The organism is Endozoicomonas sp. ALC020, assembly GCF_049275935.1.
GTDB lineage: Bacteria > Pseudomonadota > Gammaproteobacteria > Pseudomonadales > Endozoicomonadaceae > Endozoicomonas_A.
The window spans coordinates 3,112,983-3,139,701 of sequence record NZ_CP184830.1; the positions used below are offsets into that span (position 1 = coordinate 3,112,983).

Annotated in this window: 24 protein-coding genes; 16 read left to right on the plus strand and 8 right to left on the minus strand. The window is 48.5% G+C overall.

Annotation, left to right across the window (positions count from 1 at the left end):
• Positions 1-7: 7 nt before the first annotated feature.
• Positions 8-3,088, minus strand: coding sequence for a D-2-hydroxyglutarate dehydrogenase YdiJ (gene ydiJ, locus ACOJUO_RS11430; RefSeq protein ID WP_422139841.1), 3,081 nt, complete (start codon positions 3,086-3,088; stop codon positions 8-10).
• A gap of 351 nt (positions 3,089-3,439) precedes the next feature.
• Between ydiJ and ACOJUO_RS11435 the strand changes: the two genes are divergently transcribed.
• Positions 3,440-3,991, plus strand: coding sequence for a hypothetical protein (locus tag ACOJUO_RS11435; RefSeq protein ID WP_422136827.1), 552 nt, complete (start codon positions 3,440-3,442; stop codon positions 3,989-3,991).
• Positions 3,992-4,158: 167 nt separating this feature from the next.
• Here the strand turns inward: ACOJUO_RS11435 and ACOJUO_RS11440 are convergent, their stop codons facing one another.
• Positions 4,159-6,012 (minus strand): RNA ligase family protein, encoded by a 1,854-nt coding sequence (locus ACOJUO_RS11440; RefSeq protein ID WP_422139842.1) that lies wholly within the window; start codon positions 6,010-6,012, stop codon positions 4,159-4,161.
• A gap of 247 nt (positions 6,013-6,259) precedes the next feature.
• Between ACOJUO_RS11440 and ACOJUO_RS11445 the strand changes: the two genes are divergently transcribed.
• Entirely contained in the window at positions 6,260-6,748 is a 489-nt protein-coding gene (locus ACOJUO_RS11445) for a hypothetical protein (RefSeq protein ID WP_422136829.1), read from the plus strand.
• Positions 6,749-6,956: 208 nt separating this feature from the next.
• On the opposite strand, the gene ettA is transcribed toward ACOJUO_RS11445, so the two are convergent.
• The gene (gene ettA, locus ACOJUO_RS11450; protein ID WP_422139843.1) at positions 6,957-8,624 is read right to left on the minus strand and encodes an energy-dependent translational throttle protein EttA; all 1,668 of its coding nucleotides are present in this window, start codon (positions 8,622-8,624) and stop codon (positions 6,957-6,959) included.
• A 163-nt stretch (positions 8,625-8,787) separates the two neighbouring features.
• On the opposite strand from ettA, the gene ACOJUO_RS11455 reads away from it, so the two are divergent.
• The 3 genes from ACOJUO_RS11455 (at position 8,788) to nrdR (ending at position 11,234) form a co-directional block, all read left to right on the plus strand.
• On the plus strand, positions 8,788-9,246 hold the full coding sequence (locus ACOJUO_RS11455) for a DUF29 domain-containing protein (protein WP_422139844.1): 459 nt from the start codon (positions 8,788-8,790) through the stop codon (positions 9,244-9,246).
• Between the two features lie 122 nt (positions 9,247-9,368).
• A complete protein-coding gene (glyA, locus tag ACOJUO_RS11460; protein WP_422136832.1) occupies positions 9,369-10,622 on the plus strand; it encodes a serine hydroxymethyltransferase in 1,254 nt (417 codons plus the stop codon).
• A 150-nt stretch (positions 10,623-10,772) separates the two neighbouring features.
• Entirely contained in the window at positions 10,773-11,234 is a 462-nt protein-coding gene (gene nrdR / locus ACOJUO_RS11465; protein ID WP_422136833.1) for a transcriptional regulator NrdR, read from the plus strand.
• A gap of 335 nt (positions 11,235-11,569) precedes the next feature.
• On the opposite strand, the gene ACOJUO_RS11470 is transcribed toward nrdR, so the two are convergent.
• Complete coding sequence (locus ACOJUO_RS11470) at positions 11,570-12,583, minus strand: S66 peptidase family protein (protein ID WP_422136834.1); 1,014 nt, start codon at positions 12,581-12,583, stop codon at positions 11,570-11,572.
• A 331-nt stretch (positions 12,584-12,914) separates the two neighbouring features.
• Here ACOJUO_RS11470 and ACOJUO_RS11475 point away from each other — a divergent pair, with 331 nt between their 5' ends.
• From ACOJUO_RS11475 to ribA, 10 genes are all read left to right on the plus strand, one after another.
• On the plus strand, positions 12,915-13,454 hold the full coding sequence (locus ACOJUO_RS11475; protein WP_422139845.1) for an acyl-CoA thioesterase: 540 nt from the start codon (positions 12,915-12,917) through the stop codon (positions 13,452-13,454).
• Positions 13,455-13,663: 209 nt separating this feature from the next.
• Positions 13,664-14,791: a bifunctional diaminohydroxyphosphoribosylaminopyrimidine deaminase/5-amino-6-(5-phosphoribosylamino)uracil reductase RibD gene (ribD, locus tag ACOJUO_RS11480; protein ID WP_422139846.1), complete on the plus strand. Its 1,128-nt coding sequence runs from the start codon at positions 13,664-13,666 to the stop codon at positions 14,789-14,791.
• Between the two features lie 12 nt (positions 14,792-14,803).
• Entirely contained in the window at positions 14,804-15,469 is a 666-nt protein-coding gene (locus tag ACOJUO_RS11485; RefSeq protein ID WP_422139847.1) for a riboflavin synthase, read from the plus strand.
• Positions 15,470-15,550: 81 nt separating this feature from the next.
• Positions 15,551-16,663, plus strand: coding sequence for a bifunctional 3,4-dihydroxy-2-butanone-4-phosphate synthase/GTP cyclohydrolase II (ribBA, locus tag ACOJUO_RS11490; protein ID WP_422136838.1), 1,113 nt, complete (start codon positions 15,551-15,553; stop codon positions 16,661-16,663).
• 60 nt (positions 16,664-16,723) lie between these two features.
• Positions 16,724-17,197, plus strand: coding sequence for a 6,7-dimethyl-8-ribityllumazine synthase (gene ribE, locus ACOJUO_RS11495; RefSeq protein ID WP_422136839.1), 474 nt, complete (start codon positions 16,724-16,726; stop codon positions 17,195-17,197).
• 1 nt (position 17,198) lies between these two features.
• Positions 17,199-17,681, plus strand: a complete 483-nt coding sequence (gene nusB / locus ACOJUO_RS11500) for a transcription antitermination factor NusB (protein WP_422136840.1) — start codon at positions 17,199-17,201, stop codon at positions 17,679-17,681.
• Positions 17,682-17,779: 98 nt separating this feature from the next.
• Positions 17,780-18,748 (plus strand): thiamine-phosphate kinase, encoded by a 969-nt coding sequence (gene thiL / locus ACOJUO_RS11505; RefSeq protein WP_422139848.1) that lies wholly within the window; start codon positions 17,780-17,782, stop codon positions 18,746-18,748.
• A gap of 48 nt (positions 18,749-18,796) precedes the next feature.
• Positions 18,797-19,270: a phosphatidylglycerophosphatase A gene (locus ACOJUO_RS11510; protein ID WP_422139849.1), complete on the plus strand. Its 474-nt coding sequence runs from the start codon at positions 18,797-18,799 to the stop codon at positions 19,268-19,270.
• Positions 19,271-19,456: 186 nt separating this feature from the next.
• On the plus strand, positions 19,457-20,116 hold the full coding sequence (locus ACOJUO_RS11515; protein ID WP_422136843.1) for a retropepsin-like aspartic protease family protein: 660 nt from the start codon (positions 19,457-19,459) through the stop codon (positions 20,114-20,116).
• 61 nt (positions 20,117-20,177) lie between these two features.
• Entirely contained in the window at positions 20,178-20,771 is a 594-nt protein-coding gene (gene ribA / locus ACOJUO_RS11520) for a GTP cyclohydrolase II (RefSeq protein ID WP_422136844.1), read from the plus strand.
• A gap of 350 nt (positions 20,772-21,121) precedes the next feature.
• On the opposite strand, the gene ACOJUO_RS11525 is transcribed toward ribA, so the two are convergent.
• Both ACOJUO_RS11525 and ACOJUO_RS11530 read right to left on the minus strand, forming a co-directional pair.
• Entirely contained in the window at positions 21,122-21,886 is a 765-nt protein-coding gene (locus ACOJUO_RS11525) for a hypothetical protein (RefSeq protein ID WP_422136845.1), read from the minus strand.
• Between the two features lie 905 nt (positions 21,887-22,791).
• Positions 22,792-23,025 (minus strand): hypothetical protein, encoded by a 234-nt coding sequence (locus ACOJUO_RS11530; RefSeq protein WP_422136846.1) that lies wholly within the window; start codon positions 23,023-23,025, stop codon positions 22,792-22,794.
• Between the two features lie 76 nt (positions 23,026-23,101).
• Between ACOJUO_RS11530 and ACOJUO_RS11535 the strand changes: the two genes are divergently transcribed.
• On the plus strand, positions 23,102-23,515 hold the full coding sequence (locus ACOJUO_RS11535; RefSeq protein WP_422136847.1) for a nuclear transport factor 2 family protein: 414 nt from the start codon (positions 23,102-23,104) through the stop codon (positions 23,513-23,515).
• Between the two features lie 62 nt (positions 23,516-23,577).
• Here ACOJUO_RS11535 and dxs read toward each other — a convergent pair whose 3' ends face one another.
• Complete coding sequence (gene dxs / locus ACOJUO_RS11540; RefSeq protein ID WP_422139850.1) at positions 23,578-25,503, minus strand: 1-deoxy-D-xylulose-5-phosphate synthase; 1,926 nt, start codon at positions 25,501-25,503, stop codon at positions 23,578-23,580.
• A gap of 325 nt (positions 25,504-25,828) precedes the next feature.
• The gene (gene ispA / locus ACOJUO_RS11545; protein ID WP_422139851.1) at positions 25,829-26,716 is read right to left on the minus strand and encodes a (2E,6E)-farnesyl diphosphate synthase; all 888 of its coding nucleotides are present in this window, start codon (positions 26,714-26,716) and stop codon (positions 25,829-25,831) included.
• Between the last annotated feature and the right edge of the window lie 3 nt (positions 26,717-26,719).

Sequence of the window (26,719 nt, forward strand, 5' to 3'; positions counted from 1 at the left end):
TGTTATTTTACTCGTTCATCAAGGCCAACAGCCTTGAGACCGGGTGAGGAATCTCGGTATTCCCAAAACGCTTAACCTGACTTCTACAGGAGTAGCCGGTAGCCAACAGTTGATCCTGGTTGTCAGGATTCTCGATCACAGGTTTCCAGCTCATGTCGTATAGCTTGCGGGACGTTTCCTGGTTACGGGTTTCATGTCCGTAGATACCCGCCATACCGCAACAGCCAGTAGCCTGGTAAGTCAGTTTTAGTCCACAGGCGGCAAACAGCTTTTGCCACTGTGCCGGTGCTGCTGGCGCATTCGTGGTCTCCGTGCAGTGCCCCAGCAGCTTGAACTCACCATTCAGATTTAACTGAAGCTCACGAATGGTATCTGCCTGACTGGCAAACCATTCCGAGAGTAATTGCACTTTGGGAGCTTCTTCACCCATGATCTCATGGTATTCATCGCGATAAGTCAGGGTAACGGCAGCATCAATCCCTATCAGGGCTACACCTTTATCGGCCAGTTTTTTGAGTGCTCTGGCATTGGTTTTCGCGACTTTCTCAAAACGCCCCAGAAAACCATAGACATGCAACACTTTGCCGTTGGGTTTATAGGGCGCAACGAGAGGACGATAACCGAGTCTGACCAACAGCTCGACCAGGTCAGTCAATACCGGAGTTTCGAAAAAACTGGTAAAGGCGTCCTGAACAATCACCACCGTTCGAGCCAGCTCTTTTTCTGTCATGGAAGCAAGCAGACTGTCTGAGGCCACGGAGGCACCAGAACGACAGCTGTCTTCCAGAGGGGATGCACTGGTGATAGTCGGCAGATCCTGAAGACCGGACGTTTTGGCCGAAAGCTTGTTCATCAAACCCGAGTTGGCCACACGGTTGTAAACAGATTTGGCTTTTGCCAGTGTTGGCAGAACGGGTTCCAACATCGCAGCAGCATGATGTTTAGCAGGGCGCAGGTAGCGAGTGTGGTAAAGCTCAAAGTACCGGGACCTCAGGTCAGGCACATTCACCTGAATAGGGCACTGACCTGCACAGGACTTACAGCTCATACAGCTGTCCAGTGCTTCATAAACATCATGACTGAAATCTTCCTTGCCTCGCAGCTTGGCAATGCTGTTGCGGGTCTTGTCCATGGCGTTATAGAAAAGTCCGGACTGGCGAGCTTCGTCCATTGCTTCAGAGATGTTGCTGCCCGCCGCGCTTTGCAGTCGCAACCATTCACGTACCAGTCCTGATCGGCCTTTGGGTGATTGAGTTCTATCCAGAGTGGCCTTCCAGGTTGGACACATGGCGCTGTTGGGATTGTAGTTGAAGCAGGCGCCATTGCCATTGCAATACATGCCATGGGTAAAAGCATCGAAGGCTTTTCTTTCGATGGTTCTGTCCAGCTGGCCACGGGTTTGCACACCGTCAATCTTCAGCAGGGTTTCTGATGCCCGGGTGGAGGGTGTCGCTATTTTTCCCGGATTCAACTGATTATGGGGGTCGAAAGCACTTTTGATGTTTTGTAGTACCGGGTAAAGATCCTGAAAAAAGTCGGGTGCGTATTCAGAGCGAACGCCTTTGCCATGCTCTCCCCAAAGGACGCCACCATGGGCTTTCGCCAGCGCAGAGACTTCATCACTGATGGTTCTGACCAGAACCTCCTGCTCAAGATCTTTCATATCAATGGCGGGTCTTACATGGAGAACCCCGGCGTCGACATGACCAAACATGCCATAAGACAGGTTATGGCTATCCAGTAACGCCCGGAAGCGAGCGATAAAAGCAGCCAGATTCTCTGGTGGCACGGCAACGTCTTCTACAAAGGGTATAGGTCGTGCGTCGCCTTCCATGTTGCCCAGCAATCCCACGGACTGCTTGCGCATATTCCAGATCTTTTTAACGTTTGGAGTTCCTGTCACAACGCTGTGACCCACCCGTTGGATTTCCGATGGCTTGTCCAACTCTGCTTTTAAGCGTTCAATACCTTTTTCAATATCGGCTTGCGACTGGCCGGTGTATTCAACAAAGTTAATGCCGTCTATTTGATCAACATCATCCGGAAAGTACTCTTTGACGCTCTCCCAGACACTGTCTGCTTTGGCGAGCGACAGAACTTTGGAATCAATGGTTTCAACCGAGCTTGGAGTCGCTTGCATAAGGGACTGGGCATCCCTCAGCGATTCCTGAAAGCTGGAGTAGAACACCAGAACCAGTGCAGAGGTGTCGGGTATAGGCAGAAGGTTGACCTTGATTTCACTGACCATGGCCAGGGTCCCTTCAGAACCGCAAAGAATGGCATTGAGATCAAACTTGCCAACGTCTTCAGGGTTCACAGGATCTTTTCTGCGGATATTGGCCAGATCGTAGCCGGTGAGATTACGGTTGAGCTTTGGAAAGATGGTTTCGACACGATCTTTATTCTGGTTATAGGCTTCAATCACCGTTTTGTGAACCTGCCCTGCGCGGTCTTTGCGCTGACAGATTTCATCAAGCTCCTGTTCTGTCAGTGGTGATGAGTTCCATACGGTGCCATCAGCAAAGACCGAGGTCAGTTCAAGGACATGATGGCGGGTTTTGCCATAGACAACCGAACCCTGACCACTGGCATCGGTGTTCACCATGCCACCCACTGTCGCCCGGTTGCTGGTGGACAGTTCCGGGGCAAAAAACAGTCCGTGCTTTGCAGCCAGATCATTCAGATAGTCTTTGACGGTACCGCTTTGAACCCTTGCCCAGCGCTCTTCAGGGTTGATCTCCAGAACCTGATTCATATAGCGACTGGTGTCTACCATAAATCCCGAGGTTAGTGACTGGCCGTTGGTGCCGGTACCTCCTCCCCTTGGAGAGAGTACAACCGTTTGAAAAGAAGGTTCATTAGCCAATGACAACATTGTGCTCAGATCTTCGGTGCCTTTGGGGTATAGGACACCTGCCGGATACACCTGATAGATCGAGTTGTCAGTAGCCAGCACAGTCCGTTCTGCATAGCCCAGCTCTATATCGCCCTGGAATCCGGAGCTGGCCAGCCGATCGGCAAAATTCTGATACAGCGTCCCTTCTGCGCTGGTGGCATTGACGGCCTGTTGGTTCAGTTTGCTGATCACTTTCCTACTCCCGGGCTTTGCTGTTTTATCGTCTTGCGAAGCGAAGGTGACGTTTCTCGGACTGCGTATTGTACGCAATTAAAAGTCTTTAGTCAGTGGGGATTTTTGCTCATTTAGTTGTTTCATGATTTCGGTGCTATATTGCACTGGGTTACAATTTTTCAGGTTTATTAAGATGCGTTTTTTTTATATCCAATTTATGTTTATTCCGGAGAGTTTTTAGATGCCATAAAAAGTGCAGATAAGGAGAAAGTTACTCTGCTCGTTACGCAAGGAAAAGATATTAATGTAAGGGAGTTCGATGGAGTAGTTGAAGATGAAGAAATCTATGAAGAGGCTGTCTATCCAATAGTGGCAGCTCTTCAGCATGGAAGTGTTGAGATGATACTTCATTTACTTCAAAATGGGGCTGATCCCAATGTGTCTGCTTTTTGTATTAGATTTATTGGCTATTCTTCTTTCCATCCAGCCATTTTTGAGACAGAAAGCATGCAGATTATTTTTTTATTATTAGTATATGGAGCTGACCCGAATGCTGGTTTAGGTAGTTCTTACCATATTGATTGCAATACTATATATACGTATGCGAGAGATAGTTGTTTATTTAACCATTATTTTATTTTTTTCTACTGGTTTCTTTTGCCAGAAGATACACGGGCTGAGCTAAAGAGAAATATAACGAACATCCAGGAATTAAATAAAGCATTATTTGATCTTTTTCCGGTGCTAACAATTACTGCTTTAATTACCATATTATCTATAACGCCACAGTTACAATTATCACGCTTCCCATATGCCTTTAGAAAAGTCTTTGAGGGGGTATTGAGACCATTTTTATATGAACGTAATTATATGCGTTATGAAAACTCTTCAATCAATTGTACTGAAAATTGGGATGAGTAACATCTAGAAAAAGGTTTTCAAAGACATTCTTTCATTTGGTGTGATTTTTTCAATTCGTAGTTAACTCTTATCGAGGGGTGAGGTTTGGCTATAGAGTTTCACAAAGAATGACTCATTACCATGAACCGGCATAGGAACGAGTCAAACTAGTCAACAGGCTTTCCCGGTTATTGAAAAGTCTCAGGCCGATCATTTATCAGTTGATATGCGGCTTTAAATAATTCAGAAATTATAAGTTTCCACTGTTTGTTATCGTTTACTTTACTCTTGGCAGCTAGCTCATTCTCTCTTTCATATTCATCTAAAATGTCCTTAACAAGTTCGCCTTTAATTTTATTAGTGTTTTTTGTTGTTAATTTATCTGATTTTGAAGTAACAGAACAAAGACGGTTTTCCGTTACTTTTGCAAGAAGTGAGGAGAGTATAATCTGATTCTCTTGCTTTATTTTTTTATTTTCGTTAGGAAGTGCTTTTTTAAAATTGGTTTCAGCAAATCTCGGGTTTTTTATTTTTAAAATGACAGGTTTTTGGTATTTTAAAAATTTAGGCTGCACAGGCTTAATAACAACACCTTCTGCAACATCACCGGTTTGACTATGAAAACTTGTAAAAACCGGATTGAAAGAAAGAGCACTTTCAAGGGAGTCACATATTTTTATCTCTGTAACCGTAGGGATACCAATAGCTGAAGTCCACTGTTTAAAAGTGTTATAATCTATTTTTTGTTTGTTGACGAAAATGTCAAAAGCCGCAAATTTTATATTATCCTGATAAAAAATTTCTTTCTGAATAGATTTGCCGTAGAGTTCGCCCGTAACATTTAAAATGTCTCCTTCTTTACAGAACTTCCGGTGCATATCAAGAATCATTTCTCTGTATTGTTCATTTACCGGGCGGTGGTTAAAAAAGTTTTCATCTTCACCAATCCAATCATTCCTTCTACCCACCTTAACAATGCTGCCGTCCGTCCAGAAGCTGTAGTTGCAGCCGTGAATTTTTTCAAGTACGACCCATGAAAGATCCTGTTCATCATTTTCTTCAATGAATGCTCTAATGGCATCAAGCACGATTTGATTCGAACTGTTTTCTATTGAGTGATACGTGTTGAAATTTTCAGATAGAGGCTTCGGCGTTAGATCAGCTTTTTCATCCAGCGCTGAGGCTTCCGATCGCAGTGTGGGGGTTGAAGCAGTTTCGACTGTGGTCGAGGAATCTGTTGTCGCTTCTGTAGTAGTGTCTTCTGAAGTAGTGTCTTCCGAGTTGGGGTCATCACCGGACGAATTGGTCGTTTGCTTTTCCTGTTGCCCTCCGTTTTCGCTTTTTTTCTCAGGGCTATCAGGCACTTTTCTGATAATCTGCTCAAAAAAACCGGATGTGGAGTCAGAGTCCTTTCCTTTTGGGTAAACCCTGATGGTATCCCGAGTTTCAAAATCAAGGTCAATATAATCCCCCTCGGATGCCGCTGAGGACACAGGGGTCAGCATAGGAATAGAAGCTGTCGCATAAAATGTATTTTGAGTCTCCTGATAGAGTTCCAGCTCAGAATAAGCGATCGTTTTAGAGTTGTATTCCGTTGGCGGGGCGTACAGAGTGGGTGTAGAAAGAACGATGGTTTTATCGATTACGGTGGTTGCCAGTGATATAACGCTGTCGTTCAGTAGTTGTAGCCCTCTGGTTTGGTCAATGGTTTGAATGCCTGTGGCCGATGGGGTTGGCTCAATCAGTAGTGGAAAATAAATGGTGTCTGGCAAGTTGTTTTTATCTTTGTAAATTTCTATCTTGTCCGGTTCTATTTCTATTTTTTGAATGCCTTTGTTATCCATTGCCAGAGACAACGGGTTGCTTTTGTGAAGCATTTCGTTGTTTTTAAACAGGGCCTTATCTCCCTGAACCTGTACTGCCAAGCCTCCCATTCTCCCAATAAAAACCGCTCCGGAAGCTTGTGCACTATTTGACAGTATTGAGCCTGTAATAGTGCACATCAAACCAAGACGCAAACTACCGAGTGCCTTAAACAGCATAGCCATAAATCCTGAATTATTTTGCAGAAGTGAGAAGACTAGATGAATCTTAGGAAAGTTCTATTCTTATTCGGGATTAAGCGGTCAGGGTCTGAAAAGAAACGGCTCTTAAGTACTTTTTCGTTCGTGACCGCTTAAAAAGCAAGTAGCCGGAAGTGCTGAAGAGCATTACTGCACCGGGTCTCGGTTGATGTTGAAAAAAAACAAATGTGTATTATTTTAAACACGTTGTTCAAAAGGTTATGAGATGTTTAAATCCTATCTGATATTGCCAATAGTTATTATGTGCATGTCTTTCGAAGCCTTTGCAGAGAAGACAATGGAGTGCGTTCGAACTAAAGAAGGATTGCTGTTTTACGAACAGGAATTCAGGTTGAATCCACCAATTTCAATTGATGGAAAAAGAATCCACTATATAAAATTAAGATCAGCACTGAAGGTTGCAACAGAGTTAGGAGCCGATGAACCATTCTTCATTATGGGTAGGGGGATGAGGATATACGCAGGTGAAAATTCCGCAGAGGGGCTGATAATACAACAGTTGGATGGAACGACAAATCCAAATGAAATAATTTCACAAGTTCCGCAACTAAGTGGATATAACACTGATTGTGTTATCGACTACTCAAATAAACTTGATGAGAAGCTGCCATTATTCAACGCTGGAGATCCAATGGCTGAACTTAGTAGATTCAAAGTCAAAGTTGTTCCCATGCATGGCCGCAGCAACTTTTAGAGCGCAGCCAGACAAATTGAGAGCCCCGAAAACAAATGTTTCCATTTCTTTTCGGGGCTTTGTCGATCGGTTGAAGCAGACATTCGTCGTTTTTTCATATTACAGGGGACCTACTCTCAGGTCTCAGTCAATGGCTGAGTAACCGGACGAATCACGCACTGCTGACTGAAGAGCGTAGCCAGAAAGCTACGCTCTAGTCGGCTGGCAATCAGGCATCAATACGCTTGTATTTCATACGATGAGGGCCCGCTGCCTCTTCACCCAGACGCTCTTTGCGATCGGCTTCGTACTCGGTGTAGTTGCCCTCGAAGAAGGTGACTTTGGAATCGCCTTCGTAAGCCAGGATATGTGTGGCCACGCGATCCAGGAACCAGCGATCGTGAGAGATCACCATGGCGCAGCCCGGGAAGGCCAGAAGTGCATCTTCCAGTGCACGCAGGGTCTCAACATCAAGGTCGTTGGAGGGTTCGTCAAGTAGCAGTACATTGCCGCCTTCTTTCAGTGTCGCGGCCAATTGCAGTCGACCGCGCTCACCACCGGAGAGCTCACCCACACGCTTCTGCTGGTCACCGCCTTTGAAGTTGAAACGACCAATGTATTTGCGGGACTGCATTTCGTAGCCATTGATGCGAAGAATGTCCTGGCCATCGGAGATCGCTTCAAAAACAGTTTTGTCGTCTTTCAGCTCGTCACGCATCTGCTGAACATTAGAGATTTTGATCGTCTCGCCGTGTTCGATGCTTCCGGAATCAGGCTGTTCGTCTCCGGTAATCATCTTGAACAGGGTGGTTTTACCAGCACCGTTACCCCCGATGATACCGACAATAGCACCCTTGGGAATGCTGAAATTCAGGTCGTCGATCAGCAGCCGATCACCAAAGCCTTTGGAAACATGATTGAATTCCAGAACCTTATCACCCAGACGTGGGCCGGGTGGAATGTAGATTTCGTTGGTTTCGTTACGGGCCTGAAATTCCTGGGACTGCATCTCTTCAAAGCGTGCCAGACGTGCTTTGGATTTGGACTGGCGACCTTTGGCATTTGAGCGGGACCATTCCAGTTCCTGTTGCATCGCTTTTCGATGAGCGTCCTGTTGCTTGCTTTCCTGCTCGAGTCGGGCTTCTTTTTGCTCCAGCCAGTCGCTGTAGTTACCTTCCCAGGGTATACCGTGGCCACGGTCCAGCTCCAAAATCCAGCCCGCTGCGTTATCCAGGAAGTAACGATCGTGGGTGATAGCCACAACGGTTCCCGGATATTCAACGAGAAAGCGCTCCAGCCAGGCCACTGACTCGGCATCCAGGTGGTTAGTAGGCTCGTCCAGCAGCAGCATTTCGGGACTGGAGAGCAACAGGCGGCAAAGAGCTACACGACGGCGCTCACCACCTGACAGATTGTCTACGACAGCGTCCCACTCGGGAAGACGCAGAGCGTCGGCAGCGACGTCCAGTTTGCGCTCCAGGTTATGGGCATCGGCCGCCTGAATAATGTTTTCCAGTCTGGCCTGTTCTGTCGCCAGGGCGTCAAAGTCCGCATCGGGCTCAGCGTAAGCTGCGTAAACGGCTTCCAGCTTGTCCTGGGCTTCCTTGATTTCACCTAGTGCCTCTTCCACCACTTCACGGACTGTTTTACCGGGTGTCAGTTGCGGCTCCTGAGGCAGGTAACCAACATTCAGACCGGGTTGTGGACGGGCTTCGCCATCAAATTCCTGATCGACACCAGCCATGATGCGCAGCAGAGTGGACTTACCGGCACCGTTCAGACCCAGGACGCCAATTTTGGCACCGGGGAAAAAAGAGAGGGAAATGTCTTTAAGAATCTGGCGCTTTGGGGGAACGATCTTGCTCACCCGGTTCATGGTATAGACGTATTGTGACAATTTAGGCATCCATAATAGGTTTGACTGAAGCCTCCGTATAATAGCACTTTTGAGGCATTTCTGTATGCTCGTACTTACTCCGCAAAGGCGTCAGCCTCTGCATGCTTCATTTTGATTCCCTTCCGTTCTTTGCCTACAGTGTTAGGGCAATGGAGGTATTTTTATGGAAAACCTGTATGACACTGATTTCTATAGCTGGTCGTATCGTCAGGCCGAGTTGATTAGGCAAGGTCGTTTCAATGAACTTGATATTGCCAATCTGGTAGAGGAAATTGAAGACATGGGTAAGGCTCAGTATCAGGCTTTACGCAGTTGTGTTAAAGAATTGCTCTTGCACCTGCTGAAATGGCAAATGCAGTCTGGAAAAGACGATCAGCACACAATGACGGACTGGTACAGGAGCTGGCTGGTCAGTATCGCTAAACAACGAGGTGCCATCTTCGATCTACTCGAAGATAACCCTGGCCTAAACAGTAAGATTGATGAGGTCTTGCCAAAAGCCTATCGGTCTGCAAAAAGAGATGCAGCGGCTGACATGAAATGTAAGCCCGATGATTTCCCGGCTGACTCCCCCTGGAGCTTTGAACAAATCATGACTGAGGACTGGCTGCCAGAAAGCTAAGTCAGAGCCCATGAGTCTCGCTCAAATTGACATGAAACTTTTTCGATACGAAATCCTGAACAGCTGTATTAGAATGGTCGCCGAAAAACCTCATTAACAGGCAACATTCCGAGGAATCATTAATGTTCAGAAAGGACATGTCCATCGCTGAGTTCGACCCTGAACTCAAGGCTGCCATAGACGCTGAAGCGGTTCGCCAGGAAGAGCACATCGAACTGATCGCTTCCGAAAATTACACCAGCCCCAGAGTGATGGAAGCACAAGGGTCTGTCCTGACCAACAAATACGCAGAAGGTTATCCGGGCAAGCGCTACTACGGTGGCTGCGAGCATGTTGATGTCACTGAACAGCTGGCTATTGATCGTGCCAAAGAGCTGTTTGGTGCCAGCTACGCTAACGTTCAGCCTCATTCCGGCTCCCAGGCCAATGCGGCGGTCTACATGGCTCTGATCAAGCCCGGTGACAAGGTTCTGGGTATGAGCCTGGCCCATGGTGGCCACCTGACTCACGGTGCCAAGGTCAGCTTTTCCGGCCGTATTTACGAAGCGGTTCAGTATGGCCTGAATCCTGAAACCGGCGAGATCGACTACGAAGAAGTTGAGCGTCTGGCGGATGAACACAGGCCAAAAATGATCGTTGCAGGCTTCTCGGCCTACTCCCGTGTTGTGAACTGGCAGCGTTTTCGCGATATAGCCGACAAGGTAGGTGCTTTCCTGCTGGTTGATATGGCTCACGTGGCTGGTCTGGTTGCTGCCGGTGTTTACCCGTCTCCGGTAGGTATTGCCGATGTTGTTACGACAACGACTCACAAAACCCTGGGTGGTCCCCGTGGTGGTCTGATCCTGGCTAACGATGATGAAGAGTTGAACAAAAAGTTCAACTTTGCGGTATTTCCCGAGTCCCAGGGTGGTCCTCTGTGTCACGTGATTGCAGCTAAAGCGGTTTGCTTCAAAGAGGCCATGTCCGATGACTTCAGGACTTACCAGCAGCAGGTCGTTAAAAATGCTCAGGCGATGACCCGGGTTATGCTCGAGCGCGGCATCAAGGTTGTATCCGGCGGCACTGACGACCATCTGTTCCTCATGGATCTGATCGGTAAAGAGTACACAGGTAAAGACGCCGAAGCGGCTCTGGGTGAAGCTAACATTACGGTCAACAAGAATGCTGTTCCAAATGATCCTCGCTCTCCATTTGTCACCAGTGGTCTGCGTATTGGTACTCCGGCCATTACCCGCCGTGGTTTCAATGAAGAGGATTCTGCTGCTCTGGCAGGCTGGATCTGTGACGTACTTGAAAACATTGGTAATGAACAGGTTGTCGGGGATGTGAAGGCGAAGGTTTTGGCAATCTGCAAGCGTCTGCCTGTCTACAGCTGATCCAGGGCTGTTTTTCAAAGTAAGACCGCTGACCTGAGAATCGGGTCAGCGGCTTACCCACACAGAATCACTTCATTCTGCAAAGTCTTGGTAATTTTACAGGCGTGAATTATGATGGAAGACTCACTCTGAAAAACGTTTCTCTTACCCATGCACTGCCCTTTTTGCAACGCTGTCGATACCAAAGTCATTGATTCCCGCCTGGTGGCAGACGGTAACCAGGTTCGCCGTCGTCGTGAATGTTTGACCTGTAGTGAACGATTTACGACTTATGAAATGGCAGAGTTGTTGATTCCCAGGCTGGTCAAAAGAGACGGTTCCCGTGAACCCTTCAATGAAGAAAAACTAAGGGCAGGCATATCCAAAGCTCTGGAAAAGCGTCCTGTCAGCGTGGAACAGATTGAAGAGTCTGTGAACCGGATCAAGCATCGGCTTCGGGCCACCGGTGAGCGGGAAATAAAATCCCTGGTTTTGGGGGAAGAAGTGATGCGTGTACTTCGGGAGCTGGACGAAATAGCCTATATCCGGTTTGCCTCTGTTTATCGTCACTTCAAGGACCTGAATGAATTCCGGGAAGAAATTGAACGACTGGAAACCATTGATAAACAATGAGGCCATTGCTGACCTCATTGCAGAGTTTTTCGTTCATAAGTCAATGATTGACAATGCCAGCACACCCATAGTAGACGGCAAATGCAGCAAGAATAATGGCACTCTTATGACGCGGTACCCTGCTGCATGCCAATCTTCCCATAGTCATGGATGAAGAGGTGCTGGCGCGATCCATTGACAGGCTGGTTAGTATGCAAATCGCCAGAAGCTATGAGAATGATATCCAGAGGAATTACCGAAGTGCTGCCATACAAATATGTCTTAGTATCTGTTTTGGTGGTCTGTTCTCAGTTTCCGGCTTTTAGAACAGGCAGTTTCGGTTCAAAACTTTCGTCTCAGGGATTGACGGCAGGTTCCAGCATCGTAATAGTCCCTTTACTTGCGTCGATACGAACCTTCACACCTTCACCAATGGTAAATATACTGGCCTGATGGCCAATCATTGCTCCATTCCAGGCTGGAATATTCAAGGGTGAAATATGTTGTTTTAACACCTCCTGCAAGCGGTAAGAGCCATAAGGAACCTTGGCATTACAATTTATACATTGACCAAAAATAAAACCAGAGATTTCTTTTAATATACCGACAGTTTGTAACTGGGTTAACATGCGATCAATTTGATAAACATCTTCACCGGTATCCTCCAAAAACAGAATTTTATTTTTAAAACTGGGTAAGTAGGGGCTTCCCAGCATAGAAACTAAAACGGATAAGTTGCCACCCAGAATTTCCCCTGTGGCAATGCCAGGGCGAATAGTTTGAATCCTGGCAACAGTACGGGTTAAATCATCGCTTTTGATGATGGGGTTGCTCATGGTAATGGCATTACCTTCAAAGAGAATTTTCTTTAAATAATTAACGGTGTATTGTGTCCAGGGGTAAGCTGCAGCCATCGGGCCGTGAAACGTTATTAAGCCGGTTTTCTGGTGGATGGCTAGCAGCAAGGTGGTAATGTCGCTAAAACCCATAAAAATCTTGGGATGCTTTTTGATTAAAGGGAAATCTAAATATTCCAGTATTCGCGCTGACCCCCAGCCGCCCCGCAACTCGATAATGGCTTTTACTTTTGGATTGGCAAACATGTCATTGATATCAGCAGCTCGTGCCTGATCAGTACCTGCAAAATATCCGGTTTGTTGAAAAATAGTTTTACCGTAGATAACGCTCAAGCCCAGTGCCTCGAGTCGTTCTGTTGCAAATTGCACATCCTGGGCGGTATTAACACGAAAGCCACTGGAAATTAAGGCAACGGTATCACCCTTATTGAGAGGAGCCGGTTTAATAGCAGGTAACGCCAATACAGGGCTGGTCATTAGCCAACATAGAATAATAAATAATAATTTTTTCATAGTTTACTCCGGAAGAAGGGCTTGTTTTCCTGGCCTCTCCCTCTCTTATCTCCGGGCTTGTCATCTTCCCGACAGACTTCATCAATGGGTACGTCGTTTGTGAGGGGTGGCTGTCATTACGTCCTGTCATCACTTGCATGCGCTTAGTTCTTAGCCATGAAACATCTCATACAGGGCTGAAAGCTATCTAGGATAGTCTAGACAACATATCAGCTTCGAACAGACTTTGAGCTATTGATTAACAAGCGTGAATGACTCAGTTTTAAACGCTTGTTTCTTTCTACTGTTTGAATGGCTATGATGCTCGGCATAATTACTAGAAGATTTGAGTATGTATCCATTCATTCGACTGCTGACCACAATCCGTAAAGCCAAAAAAGCGCCCAAAATTTCCGTCGATGCTGTCAGTGAAAACTGCTTTCGCTGTATGCCATGGGATTTAGATCTGTTCATGGAAATGAACAATGGTCGTGTTTTGACGCTCTATGATCTGGGCCGGTTTACTCTTTCTATTCAGTGTGGGCTGTCTGATGTCCTCAAAAGAGAGAAGTGGGGATTGGTGGTTGCTGGCAGTACCACTCGTTATCGAAAGCGGGTCCGGATGTTCGACAAAGTAACTATGTACACTCAGGTGGCTGCGATGGATGAGCGATGGGTTTATATTATCCAGTCCATGTGGGTCAAAGGGGAACCGGCTTCTTCAATTCTGTTAAGAACGGCTGTCACCGAGAAGGGCCGGATAGTGGCCACTGAACGAGTCAGAAAAGCCACGGGCAGGGAAGACTGGCGTCCAGAGCCGGAAGGTTGGGTCAAGGCCTGGATTGAGAGCGAAGAGCAGCGTCCATGGCCTCCTTTGTCAGCCCGGACTTAAGACGATATGGGCCATTGACTGAATCTTTTTTAACCGAAAGCATCCCGCTAAACTCATTTACTTTTGACTGATTCTCCCTGGCTGAAGGGGGCAATGAGAAGTGAGTATTGTCCTCTTTAAATTTTATCGGGCGCTTTCACCAGTGAGTGATGCCGGAGGTAAATTCATATAAACTGGCCCCATTTCTGACTGAGCCTGGAGAAGGTCCCATGGCGTCTGCGATTGATCATGAAATGATGTCTCGTGCGCTGCAACTGGCACGTAAAGGGTTATACACCGCAATGCCCAATCCCAGGGTAGGGTGTGTGATCATGAAGGATGGCGTCATTGTCGGTGAAGGCTTTCATGAACGATCGGGCGAGCCCCATGCTGAAGTGCATGCCCTGGAAATGGCAGGTGACCGGACTAAGGGAGCAACGGTCTATGTCACCCTTGAGCCCTGCAGTCATTTCGGAAAAACACCGCCCTGTGCAGAAGCGCTGATCAAGGCCAGGGTGAGCCGGGTGGTCGCTGCTATGGAAGACCCTAACCCCCTGGTATCCGGTCGTGGGTTGAAAAGACTGAGTGACGTCGGCATTGAGGTTGAATCCGGTATTCTTGAAGCCGAAGCCAGAGCATTGAATCCTGGCTTCATCAAAAAGATGATGAGCGGGCAACCTTTCGTCCGACTCAAGCTGGCCATGAGCCTCGATGGCAGAACGGCTATGGAGAGTGGTGAATCCCAGTGGATTACCGGACCCGATGCCCGCAGTGAAGTTCAAAAGCTCCGGGCGCAGAGCTGTGCCATTGTTTCGGGTGTTGGCTCGATTCTTCATGATAATTCTTCATTAACAGTCAGAGCTGAAGAGCTGGGGCTGCCAGACGCTGAAAAACTGGCCCGCAGACAACCATTAAGGGTGGTTCTGGATTCATCCCTGCAAACCCCTGTCGACGCGAAAGTGGTCACCGGGCCCGGCAGGGCTCTGATTGTCTGCACGAATCAGGCAGAACAGAGCCGACAGGCACAGCTGGAGGCTGCCGGTGCTGAAGTGATCAGGCTGAACGCCGACAGACAGGTGGACCTGAACGCATTAATGAGCGAACTGGCTCAAAGAGATTGCCAGGAAGTTTTGCTGGAAACAGGAGCTACCCTTGCCGGAGCCGCTGTCAGTGAAGGACTGGTGGATGAGCTGAATATCTTTATGGCCCCGATCTTGATGGGGTCAGCAGCCCGGCCATTGTTGAACCTTCCATTCCAGTTTATGTCAGAAAAGCTGGGTCTTAATATCTCTGATATCCGTGCTATTGGCGATGACTGGCTTATTAAGGCAACGTTTAAACAGAACACTGATTACTGAGATTCACTATTCATGTTTACAGGCATTATTGAGGCTGTTGGTAGCCTGCAGAAAGTAGAACCCCTCTCTGGTGATCTGAGGTTAACGGTCAACTCTGGTTCGTTGGATCTTTCTGATGTAAAACTGGGTGACAGTATTGCCACCAATGGCGTCTGCCTGACTGTGGTGGAATTGACCGGACAGGGATATGTAGCCGATGTTTCCCTGGAAACGCTTGAAAATTCAACGCTTTCGGGACAGGCTGTCGGTTCTGCCCTGAATCTGGAAAAAGCTCTGACGCCTTCAACCCGGCTGGGTGGCCACCTGGTCAGTGGTCATGTCGACGGTGTCGGTAAAATTGTCTCCATCGAACTCTCGGGTCGTTCGACGGTCTATTGGGTGGAGGCTCCCGTTCATCTGGCCCGGTACATTGCCCACAAAGGGTCAGTCACGATAGATGGTGTCAGTTTAACGGTAAACAGGGTGGATGGCTGTCGCTTTGCCCTGAACATCGTGCCTCATACCCGGCAGGAAACCATTATTGCCGGGTACCGGGCAGGAACAGAAATCAATCTGGAAGTGGATCTGCTGGCCAGGTATCTGGAAAGGCTAATGGACCCGAGCCTCAGGGAACAGAGTGAATCGGCTCCTGCCAGCCTGACAGCCGGTTTTCTTGCTGAACATGGCTTTATGAAGTGACTGCTTCCAGCTTGGGAACGAAACCGTTAGAATACGCCGGTTTCGCATACCGGATGTATAAAAAACACACATGGGGGTGTTATGCAGCTTAACTCCATTGAAGAGATTATTGAGGATATTCGCCTCGGGAAACCTGTCATCCTGATAGATGATGAGGACCGTGAAAACGAAGGTGACCTGATAATCGCTGCTGAAAAAATCACTCCTGAGATCGTGAATTTCATGGCCCGGGAGGCCAGAGGTCTGCTCTGCCTGACACTGACCGGAGAGCGCTGTGATTTTCTGGGGCTGCCACCGATGGTGACTTCGGAAGACAATGCATCGGGCTTTGGTACACCTTTTACCGTTTCCATTGAAGCCGCAGAAGGCGTAACCACAGGTATTTCTGCCCATGACCGGGCCAGAACCATTCGAGTGGCAGCGGACCCACTGTCCCGCCCCGGCGATATTGTTCAGCCAGGTCATGTATTCCCATTGAGAGCGCAGCCTGGCGGTGTACTCAGCCGTGCGGGTCATACCGAAGCCGGTTGTGACCTGGCGCGTCTGGCCGGACTGACACCGGCAGCCGCTATCATCGAGATCATGAACGAAGACGGCACGATGGCTCGTCGTCCCGACCTGGAAGTGTTTGCCAAAGAGCATGATCTGAAAATCGGCACCATCGCCGATCTGATCAACTACCGAATCCTGAATGAGAAAACCGTTGAAAAGTCAGAGCGGCGCACACTGGATACCGATTTTGGTCAGTTTGATATGACGGCCTACAAGGATTCTATCAGCGGCGCTACGCACATTGCCCTGACCAAGGGCTATATTACACCGAACTCTCCGGCGCTGGTGCGAGTTCACGCTATGGAACCATTCCGTGATCTGCTGTCGGCACATCCGGAAAGCGGTAAGTCCAGCTGGCCGCTGCACAAGGCGATGGCCAAAGTGGCCAGTGAAGGTCGTGGCGTGATTGTGCTGCTGGACTCTGAGTCCAGACTGGACCTGGGCGGAGCACTGGAAAAGTTCTCGGAAGGCAAGAGTGGCAGCAACGGTATGTCCGGTGCTTATCTGACCATTGGTACCGGTTCACAGATTCTGCGTGACCTGGGAGTAGGCAAAATGCGCCTGCTCAGCTCACCGGTTCGCTTCGCTGCCCTGTCCGGATTTGATCTGGAAATTGTAGAATATATCCCGTGTGAAGACTGAACGTCAGAGCACATGTACTTTGAAGTAAGTGCATTACAAAGATTTATTGAGGAAAGCGCAATGTCATTGCAAACCATCGAAGGTACTCTGCAGGCTAATGACGGCAAGTATGCGATTGTTGTTGGCCGCTGGAATGCCTTTGTTGTAGAAAGTCTGCTCAATGCGGCTGTGGACAGCCTGACCCGTCACGGTGTTGCGGAAGAAGATATTACTATTATTCGTTGTCCGGGTGCGTTCGAAATTCCACTGACTGTTAAAAAAGTCGCCAAAACCCAACGCTTCGACGCTATTATTGCTCTGGGTGCCGTCATTCGTGGTGGCACGCCACACTTTGAATTCGTTGCTAACGAGTGCGTGAAAGGCCTGTCCAGCGTGAATCTGGAGGAAGAAATTCCAGTGAGCTTTGGTGTTCTGACCGTAGACACCATTGAACAGGCTATCGAGCGTGCCGGCACCAAAGCGGGTAACAAGGGTGAAGAGGCTGCCATGGCAGCTTTCGAAATGGTGTCCCTGCTCAAGAAACTGGAGGCCTGAGTTGTCCACTGAGAAGCAGGAAACCGGGCAGAAACCTGCCCCGCGTCCTAAACCATCTGCCCGTCGTCGTGCACGTCAACTGGCGCTGCAAGCCCTGTACCAGTGGCAGATGTCCCAGTCATCCGTCACCCAGATTGAAATGCAGTTCCGTGCGGACAACGATTTCAGCAAAGTTGACGACGGCTATTTCCACATGCTGCTGACCGGGATTGCCCGTGAAGTCAGTCAACTCGATGACGCCATGTCGCCGCTGCTGGACCGTCCCATTTCACAGCTGGACCCGGTTGAAATGTCGGCTCTACGCATTGGTTGCTACGAACTGATGAATCGCTCTGATGTCCCATACCGCGTGGTCATCAACGAAGCGATTGAGCTGGTTAAGCGGTTTGGTGCTCAGGATTCTCACCGTTACATAAACGGCATTCTGGACAAGCTGGCACCCCGTGTTCGTCCTGACGAGGTGCGTAACTTCCGTCGGAAGTAATCGGTTTTTGATCAGGAGGTAGCGCTGTTGTCTCCTGATCTGTTAACCCGCCTGACAGCAGGTTAAACTCACATTTTAGCTTGGCTGGAACCTTTCCTATGGCGCTTGGCGAATTTGATCTGATTCGCAGTTTCTTCGATCGTCCGGGTCTTCGATCGCACTTAAGTGATGTCGTTGGTATAGGCGACGATTGTGCGCTTCTGTCTCTTCAACCTGGTCAACAACTGGCTCAATCCCTGGATACGCTGGTTGAAGGCATTCACTTCCCGAAAAACTGCGACCCTTATCTGCTGGGTTGTCGGGCGCTGGCCGTTAATCTCAGTGACCTCGCCGCTATGGGGGCAAAACCCCACAGTTTTACGCTGGGTCTCACCATGCCTGAATCGAATGATGTCTGGCTGCAGTCGTTTTCTGACGGTTTGGCAGAGCTTGCGTCAACCTATCAGATAGGATTGATCGGGGGTGACACCACCCTCGGGCCATTGACCCTCTCGATACAGGTACAGGGAACATTACCTGTAGCTCAAGCGCTGCGGCGAAATGGCGCTAAAGTTGGAGACCTGATTTACGTCAGTGGTTGTCTTGGTGACGCTGTCGGTGCATTACCTGATGTTTTGAGAGGTGAGAGCCCGGGCAGTGTTCGCACCCTCGAACAGCGTCATCTGCTGGAACGTTACTATCGACCGACACCCAGAATAGCGTTGGGTCAGTGGTTACTGGAAAATGGAGCCACAGCTGCCCTGGATATTTCCGATGGTCTATTGGGCGATTTGGGGCATATTCTCAAAGCCAGCCAGGTAGGTGCTCAAATCAGTACTTCATCGGTTCCCGTCTCCAAAGAGCTGAAAAGTTTGCAGGGTCTGGAGAAAGCCAGGGAGCTGGCCCTGGCCGGAGGCGATGATTATGAGCTGTGCTTTACATGGCCCGATCGAAAAAAGTTGCAGCTTCCTGACAGCCTGCTGGCTGAAAATCCTGTAACCTGTATCGGTCGAATAACTTCCGCTACCGGGCTGGTGGATGCAGAGACGGCAGAGCCACTTTCTCCACGAGCCTACCAGCACTTTTAGTGACATCTTTTTTATGAAAGAGCATTCTTTCATGGACTACAGAAACTTATGAGCAATACACCCTCAGTCTGGAAAAATCCGGTGCACTTTTTAGCCTTTGGTCTGGGTAGTGGCCTGTCGCCTGTTGCGCCGGGAACCTTTGGTACGGTAGCGGCCATTCCTTTCTATTTGATGTTCCAGTACCTGCCGCTCTGGAATTATTTTTTAGTACTGGTTGTCAGTATTATTTTGGGCATCTGGCTGTGTGGAAAGACTTCTAAAGATCTGGGCGTCCATGACCATCCGGGTATTGTCTGGGATGAATTTGTCGGTTACTGGATTACTATGCTAGCTGCTCCCAGAGGCTGGGAGTGGGTGTTAGTCGGTTTTATCCTGTTCCGAATCTTCGATATCTGGAAACCCTGGCCCATCGGTTGGTTAGACAAGAGAGTGCATGGTGGTCTGGGTATAATGATAGACGACATTGTGGCTGGTATTTTTGCGCTTGTCTGTCTTCAGGTTATTGCTTGTTTTGTGCTCTGATGGCTTGTGTCCTGTTGGATCTCAGAGCCATAGAGCTGAGTGCCGACTCTGAGAGTTGGTGGGTGTTTTCGAGAATAAAATATTCGGCTGTGTCTAACAACTTGACCCTATCGCCTGTGGTGAGCAAGATAGAGCCTAAACGGAATTGGTTATAACCCTTCGTGGGTGATCAAAATAAAAAATAGAATGAAATCAGTATTCTCTTTCAAGGTGATTGCTGGGGTTTTTACCAGCCTATTGTTGTCTTTTTCATACTCTTCCCACGCCGTCAATGTCAGGGTAGTGGCCCTGTTTCCAGACAAAGCTCTTGTCTTCATTGATGGTGAACGTCAATTTCTCAAGGCCGGTCAAGAACCGGTGAAAGGTGTCAAACTGATCGACGCCAGCAGTCGAAAAGCCCGGCTCGAAATCAATGGCGTAGCGAAAGATTATTTTCTCAGTCGCGATATGGGTAACGGCATTCAATCGCCGGAGCTTTTGACGTTTCGAATCAACAGAAGCAATGATGGGCAGTACCTTGCCCAGAGTGTCATTAACAATAATCCGGTTCAGGTGCTGATAGATACCGGAGCGAATGTTGTCGCCATCAACGGTGCCACGGCTGACCGTCTTGGCATTCGCTACAGGGATGGCAGCGCGGTTCGTGTCGAAACGGCCAGTGGCGTCGTCAGGGGTTTTCGGGTGATGCTGGATTTCGTGTCCGTCGGCGGCATACGGGTTGCCAATGTTGAAGCGACGGTCATCGAAGGCAGCAGCCCTGAAAAGGTGTTACTGGGTATGAGTTATCTGAAGAATATCCGATTCAGTGAGGAAGGCGGGGTCATGACACTGGAGGCTCCATATTAACTCGCCTGTAACATCTTGTACTGTTACAATCCCAACGCACGACTGTCTTGAGGAGTAGTGAGTGTCTGTTCGTTACGTTGCAGAGTCTCGCTTGCCCACCCCTTTCGGTGAGTTCATGATGCATGGATTTGAAGAGAGTGGCACCGGCAAGGAGCATCTGGCTCTCTCCATGGGGGATGTGAGTCAGGGTGGTCCCGTTCTGGCACGGGTTCATTCAGAGTGTCTGACCGGAGATGCTCTTTTCAGCATGCGCTGTGATTGCGGCCCCCAGCTTGAGGAGGCCATGCGCAAGATTGCCGAAGCTGGTCGCGGGGTTATCCTGTATCTGCGTCAGGAAGGCCGTGGCATTGGTCTGCTGAACAAAGTACGGGCTTACCAGCTTCAGGATACAGGTCTGGATACCGTAGAAGCCAACGAAGAACTGGGTTTTGCTGCTGATCTGCGCAAATACGATATGTGCAAGACCATGCTGGATCATCTGGGGGTTACACAGTTAGTACTGATGACCAATAATCCTAAAAAGGTTGAAGCCTTGACCCGTCAGGGGATTGATATTATTCATCGTCAGCCCCATCAGACTGGGCAGAATCCTCATAACGAGAAGTACCTGACCACCAAGGTCTGGAAGCTGGGACACTTGTACGATACTGCATGATGTCTGAGCTGGAGCCAGATGCGACCTGTTTCTGGCTCTTGGTGAAAAAAGTAGGACATCCATATAAATACAGCCCATAAGCCGCGAGCCCAGCAGCCCGTCAAACCCTGACAGCTCCCCAGAATAATCGTTTGTCATAACAAACGACAAACGAATGACTCAAAAGGGGAAAAAGTCAGAAATAGCAAAGGTCCCATATGAAATAAACTGGGCACCCAAAAATGCTACTGGAAACAAATCAACCATATATCCCAAAAAAGGAACAGGTTACGAGTGTCTTGTATTTTCCATTGTTTTCGGCACTTGACAGTTTGCACAGAACTTAGTGCAAGCTGTCGGCTAATGAGGATTTAATCATGAAATATTCTGCCCTCTTTTATGATTGATTTATCGGATGAGTCTAATATCACGTATTTGTTATGTCTTGCATCACACTGAATATCGTAGTCGGATGCGGTAACAGGATTTTCATTAAAAAAACACACATAAACGTCGCTGTTGTTACCCAATCTGGTACCATTTTCAACAAGATGGGAGTAGAGTTCATGGTCTCTTACAAAAAGTAGTTTTTTATACTTTTTATCACCGAATTCCTCTAAAAAATCATCGACCTCTCCCTTATGAGAGTCAAGGTTTATTTCATTCATGGCAGTATGCATGGCCGCATTAATTCTGTTCTCACTCGCAGAAATCAGAAGATAACAATAACGATGACACGCACTATAAATGGAAGGCAACTCAGCCCAAATTGAATCCCCTGTTCCCAGGATAACTTCTATATTTGATCCTAACGGATCGTCATAACTAAACGTGCTAGCATATTCTGCGTTAGTCATTTGTGAATATTTTTCATGGTTATTTTCTCTATTTTCCAAAATGGAAGTAGAGGGATGACTGCCAGAAGGCGGCCTGTCTGTCGGAACCAACAGTACTTCTTCAAACTTTCTTTTAGTTGCTTTACGGGCTGCAATGCCTGAAGCCTCATCTACAGAAGGCTGATCAACACGTGGAATAAGCGTTGTAGCCTCCGAATCGGTCCTGGACGCAGCTGCACTGTAATGCGGCGGTTGAGTTACCGCACTGACTGCGGCGCTGGTTGTTACTCCGTAAGTCATTATATATCCCTCGTAATAATTTGTAGTTTTAGACTAGCAATGGCCATCTAAGTTTTAGACAGGTAATGGTCATTAAAGTTCAAAAGAAAAATAGGACATCCATATAAAAATATAAAATACGGCCTATTAACCGCGAGCCCAGCAGACCATCAAACCTACAGCCAAGCAGAATAATCGTTTGTCATAACAAACGACAAACGAATAGCTCAAAAGGGGAAAAGTCAGAAATAGTAAAGGTCCCCATATGACAGGACAAACAAATAACAATGGAAAAGTTGGGCAGTCAGCTTACGCCATGAAATGAGCGACTACAGGTAAACGATCCCTATACTCATTACTGCCCCATTTTCCGAGCAATAGTTTTCATGGCTTCCAGCCTGCCCATTGCCCGATAAAGGCGGTTATTCCATCTCATGGTTTTGAGCCATTCATTTGAATCAATTTCCAGTTGGTTCAGAATGGGTGGGATATCTGAAGAAATTGAACCTTTCTTATCGAATGAGCGTAAAACCCCGTACTTTGAGGACGGGGATGAAAGCTCGGCTTGCAGAGCAAGCCCCTTGTGCTGTTTTGCTATCCGTCAGGTGTTTTTAGCGATTACGCTACCTGACAGGAAAAGTAAAATACCTTCCGCTTTCTGCCCGTGTTTGTTAAAGGGGTCGCCCAGACAATCTGAAAGGTAGAGCAGATTGTCGAATAAGGTGTATGCCGCTGTTGGGTAAGGTGTACACTGCGCTCGGGCATGACCCTCTAGGAGCCTGACCGAGAATAGTCTGCCCTACTGCGGCGGCAGCAAATTGGTCTGAAAATCCGCTTTTGTTCGTCAAATAGCTCGCTATTCTCCTCACAAAACCGAATTTTCATCCTCAATTTTCTGCCGTCCTCGCTACGGGCGCTATTCTCGGTCAGGCTCCTAGCTGTAGGAATCCCCGTCGTTCAGAAGGTGTCGCAAAACTCCAACAGCTCGTTCCCATGCTCTGAAGGTCGTCATTCCCGCGAAGGCGGGAATCCAGCGCCAACGGTGGGTCTCTGCCTTCTCGGAGATGACAAGGCCAGGGGAGCACCGGGCAGTACGGTTCTGGTGGTGAGTCAGTGTGGATTCCCGCCTTCGCGGGAATGACGAGAATGACGGGAGTCAACTCGTTCCCACGCTGGAGAGAGTTTTGCGACACCCTCTTCACGGCGGGGAGGATGTCGAAGGTAGGAATAGTACTCATGAATGCAAAGGTAATGACTTATCAGCAAAAAGTGCAACTTTTCTGTGATGCTCTACAAATTGTCCTGGCAAAGCATGACACCTCAAAAGTGACTGATTATTTTACGGAGGACGCCGTCATAATCATCAATGAAAGACGTCTGGAGGGCAGCCGACAAATTTGCGAGCGATTACAGTGGATAAAGGAGCATACCAGAAGCGTAGATATTTCTGTGCATCGGATTTTTTTTGACGGTGACCGGGGGTTCGATCACCACACCTCCAGAGTAACCTCCAATGAGGGCACTACCGCCTTGTTTAAAATATTTGGCTATATAGAGATGCGCGACAATAAAATATCACTGTATGAAGATGTGACCATTCAGATGGAAGGCGAAGAAGCTATGCATTTAGCAACATCTGTTCAGCAATAGATCAGAGTATCAGAAGTGAAATGAATCAGCCTCCCATGAACAGGAGGCTGATAATGAGATGATCAGGCCGGGGTGACGTGGGCGATTTTAATCGCTCTTTTCAGGCTCCGGCTCATGCGTTTCAAAATGGATCGTCTGATACCCTCGGCATCCAGTCCACACTCGGCCAGTTGTTGTTTGTGACTGGCGGCTTCGATGTAGTCATCCGGAATGCCCAGCTGCATGATGGGCACATTAATGCCATGCTCATTCAGGAACTCGGAAACGGCTGAGCCGGCTCCACCGGCAATGCAGCCTTCTTCCAGAGTGACCAGCAGTTCATGATCTTTGGCCAGTTGTTGAATGAGCTCTTTATCCAGCGGTTTGACAAAGCGCATGTTTGCGACAGTGGCATTCAGTTCGTCAGCGACTTGCAGAGCGTTCTGCAGCAAAGTGCCGAAAGAGAGAATAGCTACTTGCTGTCCCCGACGACGAATTTCTCCTTTACCGATTGTCATGGGTTCCAGACTTTCACTGATCGCGACACCGGGTCCGGTTCCTCTGGGATAACGGACAGAAGCCGGTCCCTTATACTGGTAACCTGTAGAGAGCATACGACGGGTTTCATCTTCATCAGAAGGCGTCATGACCAGCATTTCAGGTACACAGCGCAGGTAGGCAATATCAAAACAGCCGCCATGAGTCGGGCCGTCTTCGCCAACCATGCCTGCCCGGTCGATGGCGAAAAGAACATTCAGCTTTTGAACAGCAACGTCGTGAATCAGCTGATCGTAGGCTCGTTGCAGGAAAGTAGAGTATATCGCTACGACGGGCTTCATCCCCTCACAAGCCATACCAGCAGCCAGAGTCACTGCGTGCTGTTCGGCAATGGCGACATCAAAATAGCGATCCGGGTAGCGATCAGCAAAGCGAATCAGGTCCGAGCCTTCACACATGGCCGGGGTAATACCGACCAGTTTGTCGTCTTTTGCAGCCATGTCGCAGAGCCATTGACCAAAGACATTACAGTACTTGGGTTTTTTGGGAAGACTGGGTTTTTCTTCACTGGCTTTGGAGCTGGGTTCCAGTTTTGTGATGGCGTGATAACCAATAGGGTCTTTTTCTGCCGGTGTAAAGCCTTTACCCTTGCGGGTTACTACGTGCAGGAATTGAGGACCGTCCAGATCTTTGAGGTTTTCAAGAGTATGCAGCAACATGGGCAGGTCGTGGCCGTCAATAGGACCAAAATAGTTAAAACCCATTTCTTCGAACAGAGTACCGGGAATGATCATTCCCTTCATGTGTTCTTCGGTCCTGCGCGCCAGCTCCCAGGCATGGGGGATGCCATTAAGTACTTTCTTGCTGCCTTCCCGAATATGGTGATAGGTCCTGCTGGATAAGATTTTGGTCAGATAATTCGACAAGCCGCCCACGCTTTTTGAAATGGACATGTCATTGTCGTTTAAAATAACCAGCATGTTGGCTTTGAGGTCGGCGGCATGGTTCATGGCTTCATAAGCCATCCCGGCCGTCATGGAACCATCGCCAATCACGGCAACGGTACGACGTTTTTCTCCTTTCAGTCGAGCGCTGGTCGCCATGCCCATTGCGGCACTGATAGACGTACTGGAGTGACCTACGCCAAAAGTATCAAATTCACTTTCTTCTCTTTTTGGAAACGCAGCCAGACCGTCTTTCTGTCGAAGAGTGCTCATTTTGTCTTTGCGACCAGTGATTATTTTATGGGGATAGGTCTGGTGGCCCACATCCCATACCAGGCGATCATGGGGGGTATCGAAGAGATAGTGCAGGGCGACAGTCAGTTCAACAACACCCAGCCCGGCACCAAAATGCCCACCTACCTGACCGACCGAGTAGAGCAGAAATTCTCTGAGTTCCCGGGCCAGCTGGGGCAGATCTGTCCTGTCAAGTTGGCGCAGCTGATCAGGCGTATCGACCTGATCCAACAGCGGAGTATCAGGTTTTGTCTTGGGTATTTCGTGAAACATGTTTGCTTGCGATCCAGGCCTCTCAGCCATAAAAAGCGACTTTTTCAGGGGAAGCGGTGTTCCGGGTCGCTTTTCAAAAATTCGACGTAGTTCCTCATTCACCACAACTTGTATGGGACGGGAAGGGGAAACCTTGATGCTTCCGGCAGTTTGCCAGGTTTGAGGGTATCGAAGCCTGACAGCGTCATAACACAGTCATGAGAGACTGATATCATTCCACACTCTTCTCAAAGGGCAAAGAATGATAACAGTAAATGTCATCGGTGAATTATAGGATTGTACCTGAACAGGAGGTTTTTTCTATTGGAATACTGCTCAGATCGGTTCAATGAGATCTCTGGATGAGATACTCTGCCATTTGCCTGAGTATTATGGCTCGACTCCCGAAGCTTTCAAGGGAGTGAATCGCCTGCTGAGAAAGGGAGCTGGCGAGCTCTCTGGCTCCTTCCAGTCCCATGAGCGATACGTAAGTGGGCTTGTCGAGAGCCAGGTCTGCCCCCTGTTGTTTGCCCAGTACTTCGGTGTCGACAGTGACATCAAGAATGTCATCCTGAACCTGAAAAGCCAGACCGATAGCGTCCGCATAACGAATAAGGTGGGTCAGTTGTTCCCTTTCGACTTTACCGCTTGAGATGGCGCCCATGACAACACTGGCGCGAATCAGCGCCCCGGTTTTGTGGCTGTGCATTAACTGCAGCTGTTCCTGATTCAGAGGACTGCCTACCGAGTTGAGGTCCATGGATTGGCCACCGCACATGCCCCCATGGCCAGAAGCACGGGCCAGCTCCCTGACCAGTTGCAGACGGACAGGCGCGGGTAATTCATGACTGTTGGTAGCCAGTACTTCAAAAGCCAGGGTTTGCAGAGCGTCACCGGCCAGAATGGCTGTGGCTTCATCAAAAGCTTTGTGGCAGGTGGGTTTGCCTCTTCTAAGGTCATCGTCATCCATTGCTGGAAGATCATCATGTACCAGGGAGTAAGCATGGATCAGCTCTACAGCGCAGGCAGCAGGGTCTGCTTGAGTCTGCTCGCCGCCGAGGGCTTCAGAGGCGGCATAAACCAGGATCGGTCGGACGCGTTTGCCGCCGTTAAAAACGGAGTAGGACATAGCCTCAACCAGTCTTTCACTGACCTGACTGATTCCGGGAAGATGATTTTTGAGCTGCTCATCAACGCGGCTTTGACAACCCTTGATGTATTCCAGCAGAGTCATGGA